We start from the raw sequence: 24,139 nt of genomic DNA, 5'->3' as shown, positions 1-24,139 counted from the left end.
TTTCGCGGGCTGGTGCTCTCTCTTAACGCTCGTGATCGCCGCCGCGTCGGGATAGCGATCGGCGTGGTAGCCGCTGCCAGCCTGCTCGAGGTCGCGGCAATAGTCATGGCCACCGTGGCACTGACCGAGGACGCTCCGCTGTGGCCGGCGTTTCTACTCGCCGCAGCGTGGGTGATCGTCTCCAGTGTGGGCGTCATGGCGAGTAGGGGCGCAGGATATTCCTTGGCCGAAGGACTCTTAGAGCGGGTGCGCCGCACTCTCATCTCGCTTCCTTATGGCTGGTTCCGCACGGACCGCAGGGGCGATCTCGCGACCCTGACCACGGGGGACGTGATGCAGGCCATGTCGATTCCCGCGCATCTCCTCCCGCGTCTCATTCCAGCGGTGATCGTGCCGTGTTCCTTGGCAGTGCTGCTGACATCTCGTGATCTCCTCCTTGGAGGGATCCTCTGGGTGCTCCTGCTTTTCTGTTGGGGCGCGGCAGTATGGGGGCGCGCTATGGTGGCCGCCAGCGACGGTCGCTTGCATGAAGCCCAAGAACTAGCCGCTAGCGCGGTGATTGAGTTTGCTCGGCTGCAACCGACTCTGCGTCTGGCTTCTGCCCAAAGCTTCGGCCGGCAGCGCATCGATACCGCACTCGATCGCGTTCGCGACGACACCGCACGCATGATCCGCTTGGTCCTACCAGGCGTGACTGTATTCGCCTTCATGGTGCAGCTCACCATTGCGCTGAGCCTGGTGGTGGCGGTTGTGCACGGGGTACACAGCGGGCACAGCGGTATAGCAATTGTGCTGAATATTCTGCTGCTGTTGAGGTGTATCGAACCTCTACGCGGTGTTGCTGAACTCGCAGCAGCGCTGCGCATGGCCCGGAATGCAGTACAGCGGCTGCTGGATTTCTTCGCTACCCCACAACTACAGCAGGACCCTGAGCGTGCTGCTCAGCCACCCAAGATCAACCCCGAGACGGGAAAGCCCGCGGCGTTCTCGCTGGAACACGCGAGCATGCAGTATCCGAACTCCACCTCTGGGGTCGATGACCTCTCCTTGGACTTTGACGGGCCGGGTCTGGTCGCGGTTGTCGGCGCTTCCGGATCCGGGAAAACCACCCTGCTCTCCCTGCTGGCACGCTTCGGGGATGTTGATTCCGGAACAGTGCACCTCATGGGACGGGATGTACGCGGGATGAGCGTCGAGGATATTTCCGCCCACGTCAGCGTGGTTTTTCAGGACACCTACCTGCTCAATACCAGTATTCGTGACAACATTGCCCTTGCTCGACCCAGCGCTAGCGCTGCAGAGATCGAGCACGTTATGGACATCTGCGGGGTAGAGGACCTCGCGCGGCATCTTGAAGATGGCGTCGACACCGTCGTGGGCGAAGGCGGCGAGCGACTCTCGGGTGGAGAAAGGCAGCGTGTGGCCATCGCCCGCGCCCTACTCAAACAAGCACCCGTGGTGTTGCTTGATGAGGTCACCTCCGCGCTCGATGCCTTCCAGCAGCGAATCATCATGCAGGCCATCGAGCAGCTGCGGCAAGACTCCACCGTTGTGATGGCGGCACACCGGTTGAGCACAGTCGTGTCAGCCGACTGCATCGTCGTCATGGATTCTGGACGCATCGTCGATGCCGGCACCTACAGCGAACTGCTGTCGCGCTGTTCCACATTCCAAGCGATGCACTCGTCTTCTGCGGAGCGGGGAGGGGATAGCCGGTCATGACCAGCATGGATACAGTCTCCCCTGATCTCACAGACGGGCGCGTCCACGCGTTGAAAGTGCACCATGTCTACCGAGAGCAGGCCGCCTACGACTCGATATCCCGAGCGCTGCGGAATGTCGATCACGCTCGCGTACCGGCGCACCTCACACCGATTCTGCGCCGCTGGGAAAGCATTACCTCGAACCCCGACGCCCAGCAGAAACGGTGGAGGGAATTGCTTGCTCAGGACACCGGTGACGTGCCCCAGTCATGTTCGTGGGCCGAAGTCCGCGTGCGTGGCGAGGAGCTACTGTCCGAAGCTGGGTGGGACGAGAGCACCATCGACAATCAAAAGAATCTTGACGAATTTTTCTCCACCTGTGATGCCGAACTCGAGTCGCTCATTGTGGGAGAAAACACCGTGCGACAGATACTTTTCGACAACGATGCACTCAGTGCCGCGTCGGCTATGTATCAGAACAACCCGATCAGTAGTGCCATCAATACCACCGTGGCGACCGAGCTCGCTGCCCGCGCAGCGTGCTGCCCATCTAGGCTCGCCGTGGCAGAGATAGGCGCGGGTACAGGCGCACTCACTGACCCGGTTCTTGATGCTCTCCGGAACACACACGTGGACTACACCTTTAGCGATGTCTCGCGGTGGTTTCTGCATCGTGCCAAGCTGCGCTATGCAGGACGTCCCGGTATGAACTTTGGCATCGTCGATATCAATGCTGCCCCTAGTGAGGCTTTGGATTCTCTCCATCCAGGCTCGGGGTTCGATGTAATCGCCTGTGGAAACGTTGCCCATAACGCACTGAGCCCTGTGCAACTGCTCTCGGAGCTGTCCGCACAACTGCGGCCGAAAGGCAGCATTTATCTCATCGAGACAGGTACAGAACATCTTCCCCTGCAGATTTCGATGAGGTTTCTGATGGCGCCAGATCCGAATGGACCGCGCCAAGAATTTCAGGATGCCCGCGGAAGCAGCGGACGCATTTTTCTCAACCGTGAGGAATGGGTAGAAGCAGCCACTGCAGCGGGTCTCACAGTAAAAAGCCGATACCCAGAAAAACACCACCCCCTGGAATGGCTGGACCAATTCAGCCTAGAGCTCATCAAGGAGGATTCAGTCTCGTGACTCGGGCTAACCCCGCTATCGCCGTCGTATCTATGACGTGCAGGTACCCCGGTGCCGACACCCCAGCGCAACTCCTTGGCCTCCAAGTAGACGGTGAGTTCGGCTATGGTCGCCGCACACCGTCGCATGACGCAGGTGCTTCAGCACTACATCGCCATCCGCATTTTGTTCCCGTCGTTGGCGATCTCAGTCACATGGACGCATTCGATATTGAGGCACTCGGATTGAGTGAGAGCGCCGCGCAGTCCACTGACCCGCAAATGCTGCTGGCGATGGAATTGGTTGGCGAAGCGCTTGATCTTGCCGGTTTTACAGGGGAAGACGAGTGGGGAGTTACCGGTGTTTTTTCTTCCTGCGCTGAATCGGTCTATCTCCACGACAACCTTTCTGATGATTTCGATCCGAGGGGCGGCACGGATCCTGTCCGCAGCCTCGATCTGCACTCCCGCAACGTTGCGGATTATCTGCCTCTACGCATTGCGTACCGGTACAACCTCACCGGTCCAACGATGAGTATCGGCGCAACGTGTGCATCGTCTTTGGTGGCTGTTCATCAAGCCTTCAATAGCTTGCACGTGCATGAGTGCGATACCGCCATCGTCGTTGGCGTGAGCCTGAAAGACGTGGGGGCGCATCTGGGCGGCTATGTCGCTGTTCCTGATGGGCCATACTCGCCGTCTGGCTTTACCCACTCCTATGGCAGTGATGCCGATGGAACCGTGTTCACCCAGGGTGCGGGCGTTATCGTATTGCGGCGAACGACAGACGCGCTGCGTGCGAACCAGCCCGTGCTGGGAATGATCGCAGGCTCCGCTGTATCTAATGATGGTACGTATGGCCGAGCCAGTTTTAGCGCCCCATCAGTAGAAGGGCACGTTGCCGCCATTGAAGAAGCTTTGGCGGTCTCCGGCCTTGAAACACAAGATATTGGGCTGTTGCACGGTCACGGCACAGCTACGGTGTTAGGCGACGACGTAGAGATTGCGGCCTTTTCCCAAGCATACGGGCAACGTCACGACGATGACCTCCCTCTATGTTCGATCAAAGCCCACATTGGGCACACTGATAGTGCAGCGGGCATCGCGAGCCTCATTGCTTCGATTCAAGCCGCGGCTACTGGTATTCAGCCGCCTGCGCACACCGCGCATTCGCCGCACCCATCGCTGGCGCGCACACAGCACCTTAAGCTCCTTTCTTCCCCGCGTACGTGGGATGCAGCGCAACGGTGGGCAGGAGTAAGTGCACTGGGCATCGGGGGCGTGAACTGCCACGTTATCGCCGGATATGATGAGCGCTGCACACCGGTGCAAAGCACTGAGACGGAGCGGGACAGTACTTCTCTGAACCCGCAGGGTGATCCTCTATTTTTGCTCAGTTCGCATTCCGCAGACAGTGTGCGTGACATGGCGCGACGCGTTGGAGTCACTCTCGCTGCGCATCCTGATCGCAGCCATCAACTCGCCGGGATGCTGGCCGTGCATCGACAGCAGCGACGCTATCGGGCGGTCTATTCCCGTTCCCAGCTGCGGGCACGTGCATCCGATACACACGACGATGACATCGCCGAGCCCACCGTTGTGGATAGTGGGAATAACCCCGCCCTACTGTGGGTATTCCCCGGTGCTGGTGTGCCACTGCGGGGAGCTGCAGCGGGACTGCATCGTGCCGAGCTAGGCCATGCCGGTGAGCAAGAATTCTGGACACACCTGCATGACTTGTGTCAGCGCTTTCATGAAAAAACCGGCACAGATTGTCTCGCGTTTTTGACCGAAGACGTTGCTGCCGAGCAGACTCAGCATGAGCCTGTTGCGCCCCTTCTCCTCTTGTCTTCTCTCTACGCCTACAGCGTCTCGCTTGCCCGTGCCGCACAGGCGGAAGGGATCATGCCGGATGTGATGCTTGGTCATAGTGCCGGCGAGTATGCTGCGGCAACGATCGCAGGCATGCTCTCGGTTGAGGACGCCGTTTCTCTGGTGTGCGCTCGTGCACAAGCGATGGAGAACGCACCAGAAGGAGAGATGCTCAGCGTGGGGCTGGGCGCGACAGCCCTCGAGGAACTCTGTCGTGACTCCGCCGCCGATGCTTCTGTCCGCGCAGCGTTTGAGGCCTGCGATATCGCTGCAATCAATGCGCCCAATGCCGTGGTGCTGAGTGGGCCGCGTCGGGACATCGCTGTGCTTCGACACGCTGTGGAAGAAGCGGGCGCAACGACCCGAAATGTCGGTATTGCGGCAGCCAGCCATTCCCGGCTCATCGAAGGGGAAATGGCGGCGTTTCGCGAGGTAGCCACCACTGTCGGATCACCCACTGGGCAAGGAACCATGGTGAGTTGTCTCGACACGCAGGTTCACGGTGCTGGGGAGAAGATTGACCCCGAGTATTGGGTGCAGCATTTGCGCCAGCCGGTGCGTTTCGATGCGGCGGTGGACACAGCCATCAACGCCCTCGAGCGCCAAGGATGTGACGGTGTGCTCGCCTGCCATATCGGGCCCGGTTTGGGGCTTGCGAAAATGGTCGCTCGGAGGCCCATCTGCAAGGCGAGTCTCAGTCTTGCCCCAGCACAGCAGAACCCAGGTATTATTCCACACCAGCTGGTGCGCGGTTATGTGTGGGCGGCCGGCCGTGACTCTGCAGCCTCCGAACTCGTCACAGATGAGGGCTTTGCTCCCCACTTAGTGGCAGAGATGGGGTTTTCTTATCGACGCACCCCGACGGTGAAACCTAGCCACAGCAGCACCCAGACCAGCCGCCGATCCCGCACGGTTCAGGCCCACATCCCCAAGTACTGCTTGGTCGATACGCCCGAGGCTGGGGGCACCGAACGCTCGTATGTGTTCGCTTATTGGCCCCCTGAGGCTCGCCACCAGGCTGCCACACTCGATCCGAGTGTGCAGTGGGTGGACTGTGGCGCACAGGACCACGCATCGTGGGCCGACCTCGATGGTGTGGTGTTCTTCCCAACGCTGCTGTCCACGCAGAACACTGCGCACGCACTCGATCGGGTGCGATCGGAGCTCATGGCCTACGTTGAGCTGCACAATCTATGGAGCCAGCCGTCAGAGTCTCAGCAGGGTGGGCCAGCGCTGCTCGTTGTCTCGCACGCGAGCGCCGCGGTCACTTCCGCAGATAGCCCCGAAGCCCATCGCGCCGCCACGATAGCGGCCGCTCGAGTATTCGCTCAGGAGCATGGCGGGATCGCTTGGGCCACCGTGGATCTCGAGGAACCGCTGGGAACCCAGGCACACCCACATCTTCTCGCGAGGATGCTCAACCGCAGCGCGGGCGGTGGATTCCACTATGCGCAGCGCGGTGGTGTGCTGCTCCAACGAAGCTGGGTTAGTGCCGAAGATAATCCAGCGTTGGATGCTGTGCTGCACAAGGACACGCACACCGACGGCGCTGCAACGCCGGCCCCGGCGCTGCAAGTATTAGTGCTTGGTGGCACAGGCCGTGTCGGTAGCAACGTGTGCCTGCACCTAGTTGGCCACGGCCACGAGGTAACGGTGTGCTCGCGTACGGCGCCGGCCGCACAGGGGCATCAAGCCCGGCTAGCCGCGGCGATCGCTGCGGGGGAGCTGCGGTGGGAAGCCGCAGATGTCACCGATGAATCCAGGGTGCAGGAGTTATTGGCTCACGAAGATTACGACGTGTGCATTTTCGCTCCGGCGGAGATTGATCTGCTCACCTTTGAAGAGATGGATGAGGACGGGCTCAGCCGCGTCATGTCGGCCAAGATTGCAGGTCTGGAGTGTCTGGCCACAGCCATTCAGGACAGCGGCAGTAGCCCACGTGTTCTCGTGATGTCCTCCGCAGCAGTAACTATCGGTGGTTTCGGGCTCGGTGGATATGTTGCCGCCAGTGCCTTCATTGATACCTGTGCTACCGCCCGAGGATGGACGGTGATTGACTTCGATCGTTTCCGGCTGGGAAGTGAAGAGGAAAACACCGCCGCCTCGGAAGTATCTTTGCGTCACGCTATCGATATCGATGATGCCTTGAATGTCATTGACAAGGTTGTGCGGGAAGAAAATACGTCTGACACCGGATTACACTTCGCGCTATCTGCCGGTGAGCTCAACGCTCGCTCCCGTACGTTGGTCACCCGTCGATCGACCACGCCAGCGTGCATGGAGCAGCAAGAAGAAGCTGCATTATGGACAACTCAGCAACGCGCAGTAGCAGAAGTGTGGGCGGAGGTTCTAGGTGCACGTGACCTCAATCTAGACACCGATTTCTTCGCCGCGGGTGGGCACTCGCTCCTCGCGACCCGAGTGCTCTCTTTGTTGCAACAGCGGCACGGAATCCACGCCCGGCTGCGCGATCTTCTCGATTATCCAACGGTACGGACCTTCGCAGACCACCTCGACCACGGGGAACATAGCGTCGATAAGCGCGAAGCTCATGCTCCGGAACCTGCCCCCACGGAAGCTGTGGCTTCCACCCTCGGCACTGCTCACGAACCATTTCCCTTGACCCGTATTCAGCACGCTTACTGGGTGGGCCGAGGCGATGGCTATGAACTTGGTGGGGTGGCGTGCCAGTTCTACCTCGAGTACCGTGCGCAGGAGCTCGATATCGCTCGGTATCAGGCGGCATGGGATGCCACAGTGGCACACCATCCCATGCTTCGCGCTGTCATCGTGGAAAGCGGAGAGCAGTGCATTCGTGATCGTCGAGCTCCCACGATCGACGTGCATGATGCACGAGCCACCTCGGCTGAGACGCAGCGCAGGCTCGTGGAACGCACCCGAGAGCGCGTGTCGCGCCGGGTGTCTGATCCCTCCGTGGACTTCCCAGTGTTGGTGGAAATTGTGCGCACCGATGCCGGCGATCATGTAATGATCGCGGTCGATGTGCTCATGGTTGATTCCGCATCATGGCTCATCGTCGACTCCTGTGTGCAGCACTACTACGAGCACCCCGAGGTAGCTCTGGAGCCGCTGCCTTTGACATTTGAGGACATTCAGCGTTTCCACGCCAGCCAACCGGGGGAGACGGCACAGCGTCGGCGAGCCCGCGACTATTGGGACTCTCAGCTCGACGGATTCCCTGACGCACCTGCTATTGCGCGCCATCCCGCTCATGGTGCGCCTCGCTTTACACGATTGAGCGGCCGTGTCCAGGGCCAAGCCCTAGCAGAGCTGCGTCAGCGTGCTCAGCAAGCGAGAGTGTCGCTCACTAGCCTGCTACTCAGCGCTTATACCTACGTGCTTCACGATTATGCAGGGCAAGAAGATATTGCTGTCTCGGTGACCCATTTTGATCGCCGGAGTGCGCTTCCTGCCGAATGGGCAGAGCAGGTCGACTCGGTGGTCGGGGAATTCTCCTCCATGCTGCTCCTGCGCAGTCACGCTGATGCTGGAGAAGCGTTGCAGGACGATCGACTGAGAGCGACCAACCGAGAACTTTTTGATGCCTTGGATCATCGCGCAATGTCCGGAGTGGAAGTGCTTCATGCGCTGTCTCGTGCGCGGGGACACGTCGTCAGCGTTCCGGTGGTATTCACCAGCATGGTCGACTTCGAACAAGACCATGACCACAGTTGGCTGGGCGAGTATGTCACCGGTATCTCCCAAACTCCGCAGGTGTGGCTGGATCACCAGGCATTCTTCCATCGCGGTGAGCTTGTACTGCAATGGGATGTTGCTGACGTCGTGGATATCGATGAAGCAGAAACCTTCTTCGAGAAATATCTTCGGATCCTCGGCGGCACCACCGACATCACAGCGCAGCAAGCTCAGGACGGCCAGCAGCACAATCAGGACCGGCTCGAATCCTCCTCGTCCAAGGACACCGCGGCGGATGAGCAGACATCCTCGGTTGCGGAGGAGGAACAGCTCAGCGGCGATGCCACTGACCTTGTAGAGGTCGTGCGTCAGGCTTGGGCCGATCTTGTTGGCGTGCCGGCTGAGACCATTCAACGAGACTCCACCCTCCTGGATATCGGGGGAGACTCACTTTTGGCCGTTCGTATCGCGAACACGCTGAAATCCCAGTTGGGGTGCACCCTTCCGGCGCCCCTGATGAGGGCGGATGTCACCGTCAATGAGGTCGTGGACAAGCTCGCACAGCTACTCGCACCGTCCCCGGCAGAGAACCCAGAGGGACAAGCCAGCATCGAGCTCAAGCGTGCCGATCCTCAGCAGCGCTTCCCGCTGATGTCGCTCCAACAGGCATATTTTGTGGGCCAGACGCAGGCGCTCGACGTGTCGTATCCGACCGCGCACGTCTATACCGACGTTCCGCTGTGGAATATGCAGATCACCGACCCAGCGGAGGTGACGAGAATCCTGCGTTCTGCCTGCCGCCGTGTGGCTGTGGCGCACCCAATGCTGCGTGTGAGCATTGACGAAGACTCATTCCAATATTTCCGGCCAGCGTCGGCAGACGTTATCGATTCATGCGTGGACGTGCGTGTTGTCGATATGCGTGGGCTAACTGCGCCGGAAGAACTCGAAGCAGCCCTGCAGCAGCACCGCCACACTATGACTCACCAAGGGCCGAATCCAGTAAATGGTGGAGCTACCGCGATAGTCGGGGCACTACTTCTGCCTGGCGGTCATGGTCGCTTCTTCGTCTCCTCCAGCCTCCTCGTGCTCGATGGCTGGTCTGCGTCACTATTTGACCGTGCACTCCTGAAGGCACTGTGTAGTGAAGAGCCGCTCCCTGAACTCGACATCACTTTCGCGGATTACGCGCTTTCTGTGCAGGAGTATGAACAAGATGCCGTGGATACGGACCGGCAATGGTGGAGCGAACGGCTTCCTACTCTTCCTGCACCTCCAGTGCTTAACCCCGCAGATGGTTCGGCCACTGTGACTAACAGCGCTGGGTCGATGTTCATGCTAGAACGCAGGATTTCTGCAGAGACGTGGTCACGCATCTGTCAACGGGCACGTAAAGAAGGTGTTACTGCTACCACGGCAGCAATGACGGCTTTCGCGCTTGCTTTAGCAGAGCGCACTCACCGTGGTGCGATGCTGCTTAATACGCTGCAGCACAATCGACATGGCATACACCCAGATGTGATGGACCTGATGGGTCCCTTCTCGCGCACAGCTCTAGTGTCGCTCGAGCTTGGGAGGAACGATTCCTCTGATGCGCAGCCGACGATGCGAGAAGTGGCACGGTCGATTGCTGCTCAATCTGGTGAGTGCTTGTCCCACAACCTCGTAAGCGCAGTGGACATCAGCCGAATGCTGCTGAAGAACATGGGCCGAGCGCGATCTGTGGCGCCGATTGTATTCCAGTCCACACTCGGAATGGACGCAGCGTTGGGCGGTGACTTGAGTACCAATGCTGGCCCTTTGGGAACGATAGATATCTCGGAGTACTTCCAGCAGGTTCGCACGCCTCAGGTGGAGCTTGAACTGCGTTGTTTCGAGCTCTACGGGGAATGTGTGTTGTCCATGGCCGCTCTTCCGGAGCGGTTTGGGGATGCGCCATCGTTGATCCTCGATCGAGTACATGAGCTCTTATTGGAACTGGGCAGCGAATCAGCATGGGATAAAACTGTCGAGATTTCGCAAGAGCGCATGGCTCTGAGCGATTATCTCACGGTAGGGGAGAATGAGAATTCTCATAACTCACCGCAGAAACACGTCCGGGAGATCCCCGCTGAGCTAGAGAAGTGCATTGAAAAGCTGTGGAACGAGCTCGTTCCTATTGCAAGCGAAGAACACTTCTTTAGGGCCGGAGGCGATTCCTTGCTGGCCGTGCAACTTATACAAAGGTTGTGTTCCACCGAGCTGGAGTGCGTGGACAGCCACCAACTATCAATGGCAGAAGTAGCCCCAGAGTTTTTTGCGCACCCCACTCGGGAAGGACTGGCGCAGGCATATATATCTGCCGCTGCGCAGGGGGAAGAAGGAATCTCCAACGCCGATGAAAGCGCCGCGGATTCGCACAACGTGTCTGCAGAGCCGACTCGGGTAAAAGAGGTTGATATCGCGAGTGTAGTTCGAGACTGTTGTCTGCATCTCACCCGAGGCGAGGGAAGGCCCATCTTTTTCATTCATCCCTCTGGAGGCGACGCATTGTGCTATCTAGAATTAGCGAGGCGCCTAGAGACGGATCGTCCATGCGTGGCGATTATGGATCCGCAGATTGCCGGACATGACGTTCTCGGGGCGAGTATCGCCGAGATGGTTGAGCTTTACTATAGTTTGATCAAAGAAATATCACCGGATGGTCCCTACACGATTGGCGGTTGGTCAATGGGAGGAACATTGGCTCACGAAATCGCGTGTGCTCTTCGCAAGCAAGGGGATTCGGTCGATCTTGTGTGGATGGTGGATTCTAATTCTCCAGAAAGAATTATCGATATTCTCAATCAAGGCAAAGCGCTGTCTCTGAGCAAAGAAGAGCGCCAGCAGTGTAGCGACAATCGCATGATGTTGCGGCAGCTGCGTTCTATCGAAGCCTATCTCGGCCTCGACGGTGATAGCGGCCCCGACACCGATGTAGATACGTTGTGCGACAAACTCGAAGCACACGGTGTAGATGTGTCCCCGAAAGCGCTACAGGTGCGAAACGACATATTTTCTCGCCATATTCATGCGCTTTATGATCATCATGCGCACCTGCTGGACCAAGAAGTAGCTGTTCTTCTGGTGCGGGCGGATCAGCGCTCACCCCGAAATAGCGGGGAAGGCATGGGCGTCGACGACTGCACGGACGAGCACCTCGGGTGGGATTCCTGGATCGATGGCTCCTTCGAGGTACATGGCGTGCCCGCACACCACTATTCGATTCTTCGGCAACCACAGGTAGCCCGGGTGGCCACGCTGCTCTCGCAGGCCGTGCGAACCCACACCACGGGAACTCATACCACGGGACGCTCGCGGTGCTCGCGCGCCGCCGCAGCTGAAGAAGGCGATAAGCCTCCCTGATGGGGTGCTGATCGTGCCTAGCACATTCCATCCCTCTCATCACCCATCCTTTCGCCCAAACGCGAAAGCCCATTCTCATAGGAGACTGACATGGCAATGAACCGCCGCCGATTCCTCTCTGTCACCGGCTTAAGCATCGCTGGTGCCGTACTCGCAGCCTGTGGCTCTAATAACAGCGACAGCAGCAGTGCACAGTCCTCGTCCTCCGGTGCCGCCGATGCCGCGGACGCGACCCTGACTTTCGCCTCCGTTGCTGCAGGCAACCAAGCCTCCATCGACCCCCATGGCTCGCTGTTCTCCGAGTCCGATTGGTTCCGCCTCAGCTGCGTGTACGATCAGCTGCTGCTCAGCGATGACGGAAACCTGGTGCCGCGCCTGGCAACGAAGTGGACCCCGAACGAGGACTCCACCCGCTGGGTATTTGAGCTTCGCGAGGACGCCCAGTTCGCGGACGGCTCCCCGCTCACCGCGAAAGACGTGTTCTACAGCCTGAACCGTATCGACGAGATGAAGGAACAAAACGGTGTGCGCTTGGGCACCGTGGATATTCAGGCCTCGAGCATTGTCGATGATTACACCATCGAGCTGGCGACCTCCGTGCCGGATGCGGAGCTGCCGCGCATGCTGGCTGGTTTCATCCTCGTGGTCAAGGACGGAACGACCGAATTCGATTCGCCGATTGCTTCTGGCCCCTTCGTGCAGGATGCGCTAGAAGGCACCAATGCCGTCCTGAGCCCCAATGAGCACTGGTGGGGTAGCGATGTGCGGGCACAACGAGTGGAGATCAACGGCTTCAGCGATCCCCAGGCGATGGCAAACGCCGTGTCCACCGGCGCAGTCATGGTTGCCTCCTCGCTCGCCCCAGCAGCCGCGAAGTCTCTCGAGCAGCAGTCCGGCTACACCATCCGGCAGCGCCCCGGCTACGAGACCTATCCGCTGCTGCTCCGCGTTGATACCGCCCCCTTCGACAAGAAGGAAGTTCGAGACGCCATCAAGCTCGCGCTGGACCGGGAGAAGCTCGTCGAGCAGGTCTTCTTGGGCTATGGATCCGTGGGCTATGACATGATCAAGCAGAATGATCCCTCGGTGCCGAAGGATGTCACCCCCATCAAGCGCGATGTGGAGAAGGCCAAGAAGCTGCTGGCCGAGGCGGGACACCCGGATGGCCTCGATCTGACGCTGCACAGCACGCAGTCCTACCCCGGGATGATGACCACCGCTACCGTTGCCGCAGCGCAACTGGAAGAGGCGGGCATTCGCGTCACGATCGAAGAGCACGCCCCTGATACCTATTGGTCCACCGCGTACACGGTGGAGCCCTTCACTGTGGGCATGTACACCAACACTCCTTTTGCGGTGACCGTGCGCCAGACGGTGCTCTCCTCCTCTCCCTTCTCCGAGACGGGCTTCAAGGACCCGGAGTTCGACAAGGACTTCGCTGACGCTATGAGCATCCAGGATGAAAAGGAGCGGAACGAGGCCCTCGGCAAGCTGCACCACCGTATGGCAGAAGAAGGCGGCTGGGTCGTATGGGGCTTCGGCAGCGGCTTGGACTGCATGGCAGAGGGCGTCAGCGGCTGGCGGGATGGCTCTGCCCGCTACGCCCTCGACGGGGTCGAAACCGCCTAATTCCGCACCACGCTAATCAGCTAGTCAGCTAATCAGGAGCCGCGATGAAAAAAGCCCCACCCACCGCCGAGAGCAGAGCGCCGAAAGGTGCAGCGTTGCTCAGCCGTGTGCTGAGCAATATGGGCTCTGCACTTGTGACCTTGCTGGTCGTTGTGAGCATCGTGTTCCTGATTACTGCGTGGCTTCCTGGAGACTTCGCCTCCCAGCTCGCTGGGGCGAACCAGGATGCCGCCGAGCGCCTGCGCACCCACTATGACCTCGACAAGCCGGTGCTGTATCGGCTGGCTAGCTGGTGGTGGAGCGCCCTGCAGCTCGATTTGGGAACGAGTTGGATCGGGGGCACCGATGTGTTCAGTACTGTCACCCATCGATTGGGGGCCTCATCTGCCATCGTGCTGCCCGCGTGGATCCTGGCGATGACCTTTGGCATCGGTGGGGCACTGATTCAGGCCGTACTCCGCGGTCGCCCGAGCGCTTTTGTGCTCAGCGCCTTCGTCGCGGCCTGCGCTGCGATCCCAGAGGCCATTGTGGTCGTGCTGCTCGTCCTGCTTTTCGCGGTGAAGTGGCGGCTGCTACCGGCTGTGACCATGATCCCCCTCGGGGAATCACCGTGGGGATCGCCCGAGCAGCTCGTGCTCCCGGTGCTCGGGCTGGCCATCCCCGTGGCCGCCTGGGTGGCACGGATCTTGCGCGGCCCCGCAGAGGAGCTGCTCGCTTTGCCACTGTATGTCTCGGCCCAGCGTCGCGGCATGCCGTTGCTGCAGCGACTCTGGCGGTGCGTGGCAATCCGGATGGCACCCGTGGTGCTGCACACTGCGGCGATTAGTGCCGTCGGCCTGCTGGGAGCTGGTGTGGTGGTGGAAGCGCTACTGAATTATCCCGGTGTGGGCGGGCTGCTCGCCAGCGCCCTCGGAGCACGCGACATGCCGGTGGTGCAGGGAATCGCCCTAGTGCTGTCCTGCATCGCAGTCGTGGTTTACACCAGTGCTGATGCGCTCAGCGTTGCCCTGGAGAGGCGGGTAAAGCGATGAGCCGGATACGAATGCGGCAGCAGCCACGCAGCAGCATGGTCGGCGCCACCGCCCGCCGCAGCAGGCGGTGGCCAGGAACCCAGATAGCAGCTGTAGTAGTCAGCCTGCTGATGGCGCTGGTGTGCGCCCTGGTGCTCTACGGCCCAATACGGGCCGGCGATACAGTGCACCCAGTGTCGTTTCCCTATGACCAAGAGGTGGGACTGCTGGGCGCCGATGCTTTGGGCCGTGACGTGGGACAGCGATTGATGGCAGGCGGTGCTCGGCTTTTGGTGGCGCTGCCGATTGGTGCTGTGACCACCTTATGCATCACGGTGCTGTCCCTTCTCGCCGTGCAACGCCCGCGGTGGAGAAGGGTGGCCAACCGTCTGTCCACATCCCTGTTAGCCATCCCGGCAATGGTGGTGGTGCTTGCGGCGGCGAGTATCTTTCCGGCGTGGATCGCGGTGTCAGCGGCCATGTTGTTGCTGGGGGTGCCGCAGGGCATGCTCCAGCTCAGCGCGGCGGCGGCACCTCTGACGAGCGCCGGCTTCATCGAATCGGCTCGGGTGCGCGGCGAAAGCACCGTCGCCATCGCGCTCCGAGAGATGGTGCCGGCGTTATTTCCCCTCATCGTCGCCGATGCCGCAGTGCGGTGTCTGGCCGCGATGCAGTTGATGGTGAGCGTTCATATCCTCGGGCTGGGGCCCACGGCCCCCACGGCGGATTGGGCGCTGATGATCCGAGAAAACCTCTCCGGGGTCATGCTGAATCCGGCGGCGGTTATCGCCCCGACCTGCGCTATCGTTGCGCTTTTGCTCGTCGTCGTCTTGTTTTTCGATGTGTTGGTCAATGCCGTCCAGCCGCCAACTCCGCGCTCCGCGCACGCCCCGCAGCGTCGCGGAACCAACACTGCAGCCACCGCGGCGCCAGATCACGGGCCTGCGGCAGCACACCAGACCGCGCCCTCTGCGCGCATCGCGGTGGAGCAGCTGCGCATGGCGTATCCGGACTCTACGCCCATCGAGGTGCAGTCCCTGCGCGTCCAACCGGGCGAAATCCTGGGGATCAGCGGTGCTTCCGGCAGCGGAAAATCCACGCTGCTCTCGCTGCTCGCCGCCTGTCCCGCACCCGCCCTGCAGGTTACGGGCCAAGTGTGGCTGGGCGGTAGGCGCTTTCCCACTGATACGCACGCCAGCGAGCACAGCGATAGGTGGTGGCGACGCTGGCGCCGTGAGCATTGCGGCCTCGTCGAGCAAGACGCGGCCACCACCGTGGATACGGCTCGGTCCCAATGGTCGATTATTCGAGACGGCCGCCCCCGGCGCGCGATCGATAGGGAAGCGGTGCATGCGGTTGCTCGGAGCGTGCGCCTCGACCCAGAGAAGTTTGACTCCTTGGCGCGCATGTCCGGCGGGCAGTGCACTCGCTTGGCATTAGTGCGTGCCCTGGCCCATGCGCCAGAGATTCTCGTCTTGGACGAGCCCACCACTGGTCTTGACGCCGCCGCCATCGATGCGGTGGCGCGCGTGCTGGAGGATGCGGCAGCCCGCGGGGTCGCCATTGTTCTCAGCAGCCACGATGCCGACTTCCTGCGGCGAGTGTGCGATCAGGTTGTGGTGGTGGAAGAACAGGACACACGCACCATCATCAGGCCCTCAACCGTGGCTGAACTACCCTGCGGAGACACCGCAGAGCAGGAAGAACACCCGCCACATGCGGGCAACGGTTCCGCTGAGGTGTCGCCGCGCCGGGATGCGGGGCAGGGCACTGTGTTCCAAGATCATGGTGGCCTGAGCGTGCAGGGCATGGAGGTGTACACGGCGAAAGGGAAGCTGCTTCTCCACGACGTCCACTTCCGCGTACCCGCCGGCAGCTTCACCGTGCTGAGCGGCCCGAGCGGCTGCGGGAAAACCACGCTCATCCGCTATATCTTGGGGCTTCTCGGACCCGACCCGATTCGCGGGGAGTGCGCCTATGCCGCCCAAGACGCCGCCCAGGCGCTGCATCCTATGTTTAGCCTGCGGCATCAGATTCGGCGCGCCGCAGTCTGCGGCGGGCACCCGCATCCGCAGGCCTATGCGGACGAGCTGCTTGCCTCGGTGCGGCTGAGCGCGGTGGCGGATCACAAGCCAGCCGCATGCTCGGGCGGGCAGCGCCAGCGCGCCAGCATTGCCCGTGCTCTCGCCGCCGGCCGGCCCATTCTGGTGGTCGATGAGCCCACCACCGGCCTCGATGCACAGCACGCCACGGAAGTCGTGGATCTGCTCGACCAGCTGGCGCAGCAGGGAACAACGGTGCTGGCCATCACCCACGACCCCACTGTGCTGCACCGCGCCGACCACGTGATCGACGTCAGCCGCTGGAGCGTGGATTCCTAGACGCTGCAGATACACCCCGCGCAGCACGCTAAGACAGAGAAAAGCGTCGATAAGCGCGATGCTTATCGACGCCATCTCGGGGCGATTAAATCCCGCCGCGGGGAGTGTCCGTGTGGTCCTTCGCTACCTCGCCCTCAGCGTAGAGCGGCATGTCCGCATCGGCCCGGTAGAAGGGTGCGTTATTGGGCGCCAGCGGCTCGCGGCCAGCGATGAGATCAGAGGCCTTCTCCGCAATCATGATGGTCGGCGCGTAGATATTGCCGTTGGTGATACCGGGCATCACCGAGGCATCCACCACATACAGCCCCTCGGTGCCGTGGACCTGCATGGTCTCCGGATCGACTACCGCCATCTCATCAGAGGCGGGCCCCAGCTTCGCGGTGCAGGAGGGGTGAAGCGCGGTCTCGCCGTCGTTGCGCACCCACTCCAAGATCTCTTCGTCGCTTTGGACGGAGGGGCCGGGAGAGATCTCGCCGTCGGTGTACTCGCGCATCGCCTCGGTGTCCAAGAGCTCGCGGGCCACGCGGATCGCTTCCACCCACTCGCGCTTATCTTGGTCCGTGCTCAGGTAGTTGAACAACATGCTGGGCTTGGCGTGCGGGTCATCGCTGGTGATGCGCACGTGGCCGCGGGCATCGGAATACATCGGGCCCACGTGGAACTGGAAGCCATGGGCGGCGCCGGAGGTGGTGCCGTCGTAGCGGATCGCCGCCGGAAGGAAGTGGAACATCAAGTTGGGATACTTTTCCCCCTCATTCGAGCGCGCGAAGCCACCCGCCTCAAAGTGGGAGGAGGAGACCGGGCCCTTCTTAGACACCAGCCACTGCGCCCCAATGAAGGGGCGCTTCCACATCTTCAGAGCCGGCATGATCGACACCGGCTTGGTCACGTTGTACTGCACATAGACCTCGAGGTGATCCTGCAGATTCTCGCCCACACCAGGCAGCGGGGCCACCACGTCGATGCCGTGCTCCTGGAGCAGCTCCGCCGGGCCGACACCCGAGAGCTGCAGCAGCTGCGGGGTGTTGATCGCGCCGCCACACAGAATCACCTTGTCCGCGTACACGCGGCGGGTATGGCCCTTCCACTCATATTCCACGCCCACGGCCTTGGTGCCCTCGAATAGAACGCGGCGGGTGAAGGCGCGGGTGCGCAGCTCGAGATTGTCTCGGTCGAGTGCGGGGTGCAGATAGGCGCGAGCCGCGGATTGACGAGTGCCGCCAACGATATTGCGGTCGAAGGGGGCGAAGCCCTCCTGGCGGTAGCCGTTGACGTCATTGGTCAGCTTATAGCCGGCTTCCTGCACAGAGCGGAAAAACGCCTGGAACAGCGGGGTCTGGGCGGGGCCGCGGGTGAGCTTCAGCGGGCCATTGTGGCCGCGGCGGGGATCATCCTCATCCGCCGCGAGGGCAGTCTCCATGCGGTTGAAATAGGGCAGGCAATGGGCATAATCCCAGTCCTGCATCCCCTCAGAATCCGCCCACTTTTCATAATCCATGGGGTTGCCGCGCTGAAAAATCATGCCGTTGATGGAGCTCGACCCACCAACCACCTTGCCGCGAGCGTGGTAGATGCGGCGGTTGTTCATCTCCGGCTCGGGGTCGGACTCGTACTGCCAGTCGTAGTGCTTGTTCCCGATGGGGAAGGAAAACGCGGCAGGCATATGCACATAGAGATCCCACAGCGAATCCATGCGGCCGGCCTCAAGCACCAGCACATCAGTATCGGCGTCCTCGCTGAGGCGGGCAGCAACCACGGAACCGGCGGAGCCACCGCCCACCACAATCACATCGCGTCGTTTCTCCTGCACGAATTCCACAGTGTCCTCGGCAAGTCCGAGACGCTTTTTCACACCATTCTTCAGGCTGTCGCTAAAACCCAAGATGAACAATCCTCCTCGTGACACAAATCCAACAAATGATCACAACCTACCGAACTCATGCTAATGACTTTCGTGGTCGCCTGGCTACCACAGGTTGCTCCGCAGCACGTCAGCGGCACCCTACAACCCCCTACGCTGGAGTGATGAGCGTCGATAGGGCAGGCAGGAGGGGTGGCCGAACACCACGATGAGGGGGCTGAGGCGGTTGTTTTCTGGGGAAGTTTAATGCACCCTCGAAAGCACGTGGAAGGTTTTTCATGTTTAACTCCCTTTCATAAGTACGTGTGTGGACAAACATATTTTTAAGGAAGTGAGAGCGTGAGCCTAGAGTCCAGATCAACAAATAGAAAAGAAAGAAGTGACGAGCACCAACCCAGCGATATGTCTGGAGTGGCTGCCGCAGAGGAGCGCAGCACCAGCGACGGCATCGCGGAGAAGCCGAAAGTAAATATGCCGGTCTTCGCCATCTCGGTGCTGGGTGTGTTCGCCATGGTGCTGTGGGCCGCCCTCGCCCCGGAATCCGCCGAGTCCGCGCTGGGCTCGATCACCGGGTGGATCTCGGTGAATCTCGGCTGGTTCTACATTCTCACCGCCACCGCAGCCGTGGTGTTTGTCCTAGTGATTGCGCTCGCCCGCACCGGTACGGTGCGGCTCGGCCCGGATCACTCGCGCCCGCAATTTGGTCTCTTTTCTTGGTCCGCGATGCTCTTTGCCGCCGGCATCGGCGTGGACCTCATCTTCTTCGCCGTCGCGGAGCCGGTGACCATGTACTACAACCCACCAGTGGGGGATGCGGAAACCCGCAAGGCCGCAGAGGACGCGGTGGTGTTTGCGCTCTTCCACTATGGCATTAGTGGCTGGGCCCTCTATGCGCTCATGGGCATGGCCTTCGGCTATTTCGCCTATCGCTTGAACATGCCGCTGGCCTTGCGCAGTGCACTCTATCCGCTCATTGGGCGCCGCATTCACGGCCCCATTGGGGATTCGGTCGATATTGCCGCCACCCTCGGAACGGTATTCGGCATCGCAGCCTCCCTCGGCATCGGTGTGGTGCAGCTGAACTACGGCCTGAAGATGGTCTTTGGCATCGAGGAAGGGCCCACCGCGCAGATCATCTTGGTCACGATCGCCGTGGCGGTCGCCACCGTCTCCGCCGTATCAGGTGTGGATCGCGGCATTAAGCGGCTCAGCGAATTGAACGTGGTCATCGCGCTGGTGCTCATGTTCTTCGTGGTGTTCACTGGTCGCACCGCCTTCCTCTTCGATTCGCTCGTGATGAACGTGGGAGACTATGCCGCCAACTTCGTGGACTGGACTCTCGATACCTACGCCTTCTCGGAAACCCCGCAGGCCACCCGCGACTGGCTCGCCTCCTGGACCCTCTTCTTCTGGGCATGGTGGGTGGCCTGGGCACCCTTTGTGGGGCTCTTCCTTGCCCGCATCTCCCGCGGCCGCACCATCCGCCAATTCGTCTTCGGCACGCTCACCATCCCCTTCCTCTTCATCGTGATGTGGATGAGCTTCTTCGGTAATTCCGCCCTGGAGCGCATTATCGGTGGAGACGATGAATTCGGCGCCGTGGCTATGGCGGAACCCCAGCGCGGGTTCTATGACCTCATCCAGTCCTATCCCGCCGGCATGATCCTGGTGGTGCTGGTGACCGCTGTGGGGCTGCTGCTCTACATCACCTCGGCGGACTCGGGGGCATTGGTGCTGTCCAACTTCACCTCGAAGATCGAAAATAGCCGCCAAGATGGCCCCAGCTGGTCGCGCATCGTGTGGTCGGCGATCGTCGGTGTGCTCACTTTGGTGCTGCTGGCCATCGATGGAGTGGTGACGGTGCAATCAGCCACCATCGTGATGGGCCTGCCGTTTACCGTGGTGATCTATTTGATCATGTATAGCCTGTGGAAGTCCTTGCGCATCGAGGCCTATAAGTCTGAGGCGCGCATGGTGGCCATCCACTCCGCGATGTCGGGTCGCCTGCGCAGCCGTGGCGGCTGGCAGGGCCGCCTGGAGCGGGCCATCAACTGGCCCTCGGCCGAGGATGCACAAAGCTACATGGTGGATGTGGCGAAGCCGGCCATGGAGAAGGTGACACAAGAAATCCGCCATCTCGGTTTCGCCAGCCTGCTGCTGTACTCCGAGGTGCCCGATTCCGAGGTCAGCCAACTGGATCTCACCGTCAGCTTCGGTGAAGAGAAGGACTTCCGCTTCCAGATCTATCCCGTGGTGGGCGAGGTTCCCTCCTATGCCGGCAAGGCCACCGCAGACTCCGAGTGCTACTACCGTCTCGAGGTGCACGACCTCCAGGGATCCTTGGGCTATGACGTCTACGGCTATAGCGAGGAGCAGCTGCTTAATAGCGTGCTCGATCTCTTCGAACGTCACCTCGAGTTCCTGCACATGCAGGAAGGAAACCGCGGCAATACCGACGTCTCCGATGGGGCCGCCCCAGCCCGCGTGTGGGAAGAGAACTAGCCACGAGCCTGCCCGCTGGGCAGGCGCACCACAGCGTCTGATAGTCCGCGTCCCTACGCCACCGGAACAAGATAGGTAGCGTGGACTGTTGGCATAAACCATTCTGAAATATTCCCCGATGAAAAAGGAGTGTGTTCGACGTGGCCACAACCCCGTCCGAGCCCGTATTCGACCCCACCACCTGCGCTCTCCTCGAGGGAGTGCACGGGGCTGAAGGACCCGCCTCGTTGTTTATTGGCGGCCGCTGGCAACCAGCAGCGTTCGGCGAGACCCGCACGATCAGCTGCCCCGCCGATGGCAGCGTGGTAGGAGAGGTCTCCGAAGCCGCCGATGCCGATACGGAGCGGGCTATTGCTGCCGCGCGCGAGAGCTTCGACGCGCAGGTGTGGAGTCAGGTTCCCGCAGTGGAGCGCGGCGCCCTGTTGCTGCGCGTTGCTGCCGCTATCCGTGAGAATAAGGACACCTTCGCCTGCGCCGAAGCCGCCGATACCGGCAAGCGCGTGGTGGAGGCCGAGGCCGATATGGATGACATCATCTCCAGCTTCGAGTACTTCGGCACCTTGGCGCAGCATGATGCGGGTCGGGTAGTGGACCCGGGCGATGAGAATGTGCGCTCGCGTGTCGACGTCGAGCCCATTGGTGTCTGCGGCCTGATCACTCCCTGGAACTACCCATTGCTGCAGGTGGCGTGGAAGGTGGCCCCGGCGCTGGCAGCCGGCAATAGCTTCGTGCTCAAACCTGCTGAGCTCACCCCGCACACCGCGATGCTGCTCATGGCCGTGCTGCGGGAGGCCGGGCTTCCCGATGGGGTGGCCAACCTGGTCACCGGCGCCGGTGCGGCCTGCGGCAACCCGCTATCGCAGAGCCCCGATGTCGATATGGTCTCCTTTACCGGCGGGCTACAGACAGGCAAGCTTATCGCCCGCAACGCCGCAGAGACGATTAAGAACATTGCTCTCGAGCTGGGTGGTAAGAACCCGAATGTGATCTTCGCGGATGCGGACTTCGACGCCGCCGTGGATAACGCGCTCAATGGCGCTTTCGTGCATTCCGGTCAGGTGTGCTCCGCAGGTGCCCGCATTATCGTCGAGGAGTCCATCGCCGAGCGCTTCACCGAGGCTTTGGTGCAGCGCGCCAGCGCCATCAAGCTCGGTGGCCCGCGGGACGAGGCCGCCGAAACCGGGGCGCTGATCTCGGAGGAGCATCTGAACAAGGTCTCCGCCTATGTGGACCGCGCCAAGGAACAGGGCGCCACTATCGCCTGTGGTGGCCGTCGCGCCACCGCGGAGGATTCCTCCGCAGGCAATGGTACGGGTGCCACCAACCTTGCCGAGGGCTATTTCTACCTGCCCACCATCATCACCGGCTGCGATCAGAGCATGGACTGCGTACACGATGAGGGCTTCGGGCCCGTGGCCACCATCGAGACGTTCACCACGGAAGAAGAGGCTATTCGCATCGCCAATGACACCACCTATGGCTTGGCTGGTGCGGTGTGGACCAGCAACGCCGGTCGCGCCGAGCGGGTAGCCCGCGGCATGCGCCACGGCACTATCTGGATCAATGACTTCCATCCCTATCTGCCGCAGGCAGAGTGGGGCGGGATGAAACAGTCCGGCATCGGCCGCGAGCTGGGGCCGACCGGGCTGGAGGAGTACCAGGAAAAGAAGCACGTGTACCACAACATTGCTCCCGCGGTCACTGGCTGGTTCGCCGAGTAGCGGTCGGCGCAGCCCGCACACGAAACACCACCCCTCTGGCAGGAAACTCGGATGATCATCCGATACCGCCAGAGGGGTGGTGTCTGTCTACCCCAGCTGCCCATCGAGGCAGCAGGAGGGGAGAGGGGTATTAGTCCAGCTTGGAGTAGTCCACCACGGAGTATTCCTGCAGCTTGGCCAGCTGGTGGGTGGACTCAATGAAGCGGATGGTGCCGGACTTCGAGCGCATCACCAGCGAACGAGTGGTGGCGCCGTTGCGGCGGTAGCTCACGCCACGCAGCATGTCACCGTTGGTCACACCGGTGGCCACGAAGAAGCAGTTGTCCGAGGACACCAGATCGTCGGTGGTGAGCACGGTATCGAGCTCCAGGCCGGCGTCCTTGGCCTTTTGTACCTCGGCGTCATCGGTGGGGGCCAGGATGCCCTGGATCTCGCCGCCCATGCACTTCATGGCGCAGGCGGTGATGATGCCCTCGGGGGTGCCGCCGGTGCCCATCATGATGTCCACGGAGTTGGTGTCCTGGGCGGCGGCCACGGCGCCGGCCACATCGCCGTCGCGGATGAGGCGCACCTTGGCGCCGGCCTCGCGGATATCCTGGATCAGATTGTTGTGGCGGGGGCGGTCCAGCACCACCACGGTGACGTTGGTGGGATCAATGCCCTTGGCTTTGGCCACGGCTTGAATGTTGTGCTTGACCGGTGCCTCGATGTCAATGGTGCCGGCGGCCTCGGGGCCCACGGCGATCTTGCGCATATAGAACACTGCGGAGGGATCGTACATGGTGCCGCGCTCGGCGGCGGCGAGAACAGCGATGGCGTTCGGGCGGCCCTCAGCCATCAGGGTGGTGCCGTCCACCGGGTCGACGGCGATATCCACCTCAGGTCCCTCGCCGGTGCCCACCTTTTCGCCGTTGAACAGCATGGGGGCTTCATCTTTTTCGCCCTCACCGATGATCACGACACCGCGCATCTGCACGGAGTTGATGAGCTTGCGCATGGCGTCCACAGCGGCGCCGTCGCCCTTCTTCTTCTGGCCGCGACCAACCCAGCGGCCGGAGGCAAGCGCGGCCGCCTCAGTCACGCGAACAAGCTCCAACGCCAGGTTCCGATCGGGGATCTCCAAAGAATGGTTAGACATAGGTGTAAAGCCTCCTGCAGGCAAGTAGCGCTTCGCTCACATCATCATGTGAGAGCCGGTTAGGTGAGCGTGGGGTGGCGGTGGCACGTAACCACCAAGTGGGAATGAGAACCCAGCCGCACAACCCACACTGTCTATTGTTGCACTCTTGTGCAGCGCGTGC

The 24,139-nt window shown here is 61.2% G+C and carries 10 protein-coding genes; 8 read left to right on the top strand and 2 right to left on the bottom strand.

Going from position 1 to position 24,139, the window contains the following annotated elements; genetic code table 11:
- Positions 1–12: 12 nt before the first annotated feature.
- From KR227_RS10890 to KR227_RS02145, 6 genes are all read left to right on the top strand, one after another.
- On the top strand, positions 13–1,722 hold the full coding sequence (locus KR227_RS10890; RefSeq protein ID WP_218363512.1) for an ABC transporter ATP-binding protein: 1,710 nt from the start codon (positions 13–15) through the stop codon (positions 1,720–1,722).
- The gene (locus KR227_RS02165) at positions 1,719–2,843 is read left to right on the top strand and encodes a class I SAM-dependent methyltransferase (RefSeq protein WP_218363511.1); all 1,125 of its coding nucleotides are present in this window, start codon (positions 1,719–1,721) and stop codon (positions 2,841–2,843) included. Before KR227_RS10890 ends, KR227_RS02165 begins: the two co-directional genes overlap by 4 nt.
- Positions 2,792–11,734 (top strand): type I polyketide synthase, encoded by an 8,943-nt coding sequence (locus KR227_RS02160; protein ID WP_255549015.1) that lies wholly within the window; start codon positions 2,792–2,794, stop codon positions 11,732–11,734. Before KR227_RS02165 ends, KR227_RS02160 begins: the two co-directional genes overlap by 52 nt.
- A 90-nt stretch (positions 11,735–11,824) precedes the next feature.
- Positions 11,825–13,363 carry an ABC transporter substrate-binding protein gene (locus KR227_RS02155; protein WP_218363509.1) on the top strand — a complete coding sequence of 513 codons (1,539 nt, stop codon included), beginning with the start codon at positions 11,825–11,827 and terminating at the stop codon, positions 13,361–13,363.
- A gap of 119 nt (positions 13,364–13,482) precedes the next feature.
- Entirely contained in the window at positions 13,483–14,394 is a 912-nt protein-coding gene (locus KR227_RS02150; RefSeq protein WP_218363508.1) for an ABC transporter permease, read from the top strand.
- Positions 14,391–16,754: an ATP-binding cassette domain-containing protein gene (locus KR227_RS02145; protein ID WP_218363507.1), complete on the top strand. Its 2,364-nt coding sequence runs from the start codon at positions 14,391–14,393 to the stop codon at positions 16,752–16,754. Before KR227_RS02150 ends, KR227_RS02145 begins: the two co-directional genes overlap by 4 nt.
- Before the next feature lie 85 nt (positions 16,755–16,839).
- On the opposite strand, the gene betA is transcribed toward KR227_RS02145, so the two are convergent.
- Positions 16,840–18,606, bottom strand: a complete 1,767-nt coding sequence (gene betA / locus KR227_RS02140; RefSeq protein WP_218363676.1) for a choline dehydrogenase — start codon at positions 18,604–18,606, stop codon at positions 16,840–16,842.
- 411 nt (positions 18,607–19,017) lie between these two features.
- Here betA and betT point away from each other — a divergent pair, with 411 nt between their 5' ends.
- Positions 19,018–21,117, top strand: coding sequence for a choline BCCT transporter BetT (gene betT, locus KR227_RS02135; RefSeq protein WP_255549014.1), 2,100 nt, complete (start codon positions 19,018–19,020; stop codon positions 21,115–21,117).
- Between the two features lie 131 nt (positions 21,118–21,248).
- On the top strand, positions 21,249–22,838 hold the full coding sequence (locus KR227_RS02130; protein ID WP_218363505.1) for an aldehyde dehydrogenase family protein: 1,590 nt from the start codon (positions 21,249–21,251) through the stop codon (positions 22,836–22,838).
- A gap of 130 nt (positions 22,839–22,968) precedes the next feature.
- Here KR227_RS02130 and glpX read toward each other — a convergent pair whose 3' ends face one another.
- On the bottom strand, positions 22,969–23,976 hold the full coding sequence (glpX, locus tag KR227_RS02125) for a class II fructose-bisphosphatase (RefSeq protein WP_218363504.1): 1,008 nt from the start codon (positions 23,974–23,976) through the stop codon (positions 22,969–22,971).
- Positions 23,977–24,139 lie beyond the last annotated feature (163 nt).

The sequence above is a fragment of the Corynebacterium sp. TAE3-ERU30 genome (assembly GCF_019209925.1).
GTDB lineage: Bacteria > Actinomycetota > Actinomycetes > Mycobacteriales > Mycobacteriaceae > Corynebacterium > Corynebacterium megadyptis.
This window is presented reverse-complemented; position numbering and strand designations above follow the sequence as displayed.

What these genes read in the sequence shown, in the direction of transcription:
- KR227_RS02165 (WP_218363511.1), top strand. Translation starts at nt 1,719, where the DNA reads ATGACCAGCATGGATACAGTCTCCCCTGATCTCACAGACGGGCGCGTC.
- glpX (WP_218363504.1), bottom strand. Translation starts at nt 23,976, where the DNA reads ATGTCTAACCATTCTTTGGAGATCCCCGATCGGAACCTGGCGTTGGAG.
- KR227_RS02155 (WP_218363509.1), top strand. Translation starts at nt 11,825, where the DNA reads ATGGCAATGAACCGCCGCCGATTCCTCTCTGTCACCGGCTTAAGCATC.
- KR227_RS02160 (WP_255549015.1), top strand. Translation starts at nt 2,792, where the DNA reads ATGGCTGGACCAATTCAGCCTAGAGCTCATCAAGGAGGATTCAGTCTC.
- KR227_RS02150 (WP_218363508.1), top strand. Translation starts at nt 13,483, where the DNA reads ATGGGCTCTGCACTTGTGACCTTGCTGGTCGTTGTGAGCATCGTGTTC.
- KR227_RS02145 (WP_218363507.1), top strand. Translation starts at nt 14,391, where the DNA reads ATGAGCCGGATACGAATGCGGCAGCAGCCACGCAGCAGCATGGTCGGC.
- betT (WP_255549014.1), top strand. Translation starts at nt 19,018, where the DNA reads ATGTCTGGAGTGGCTGCCGCAGAGGAGCGCAGCACCAGCGACGGCATC.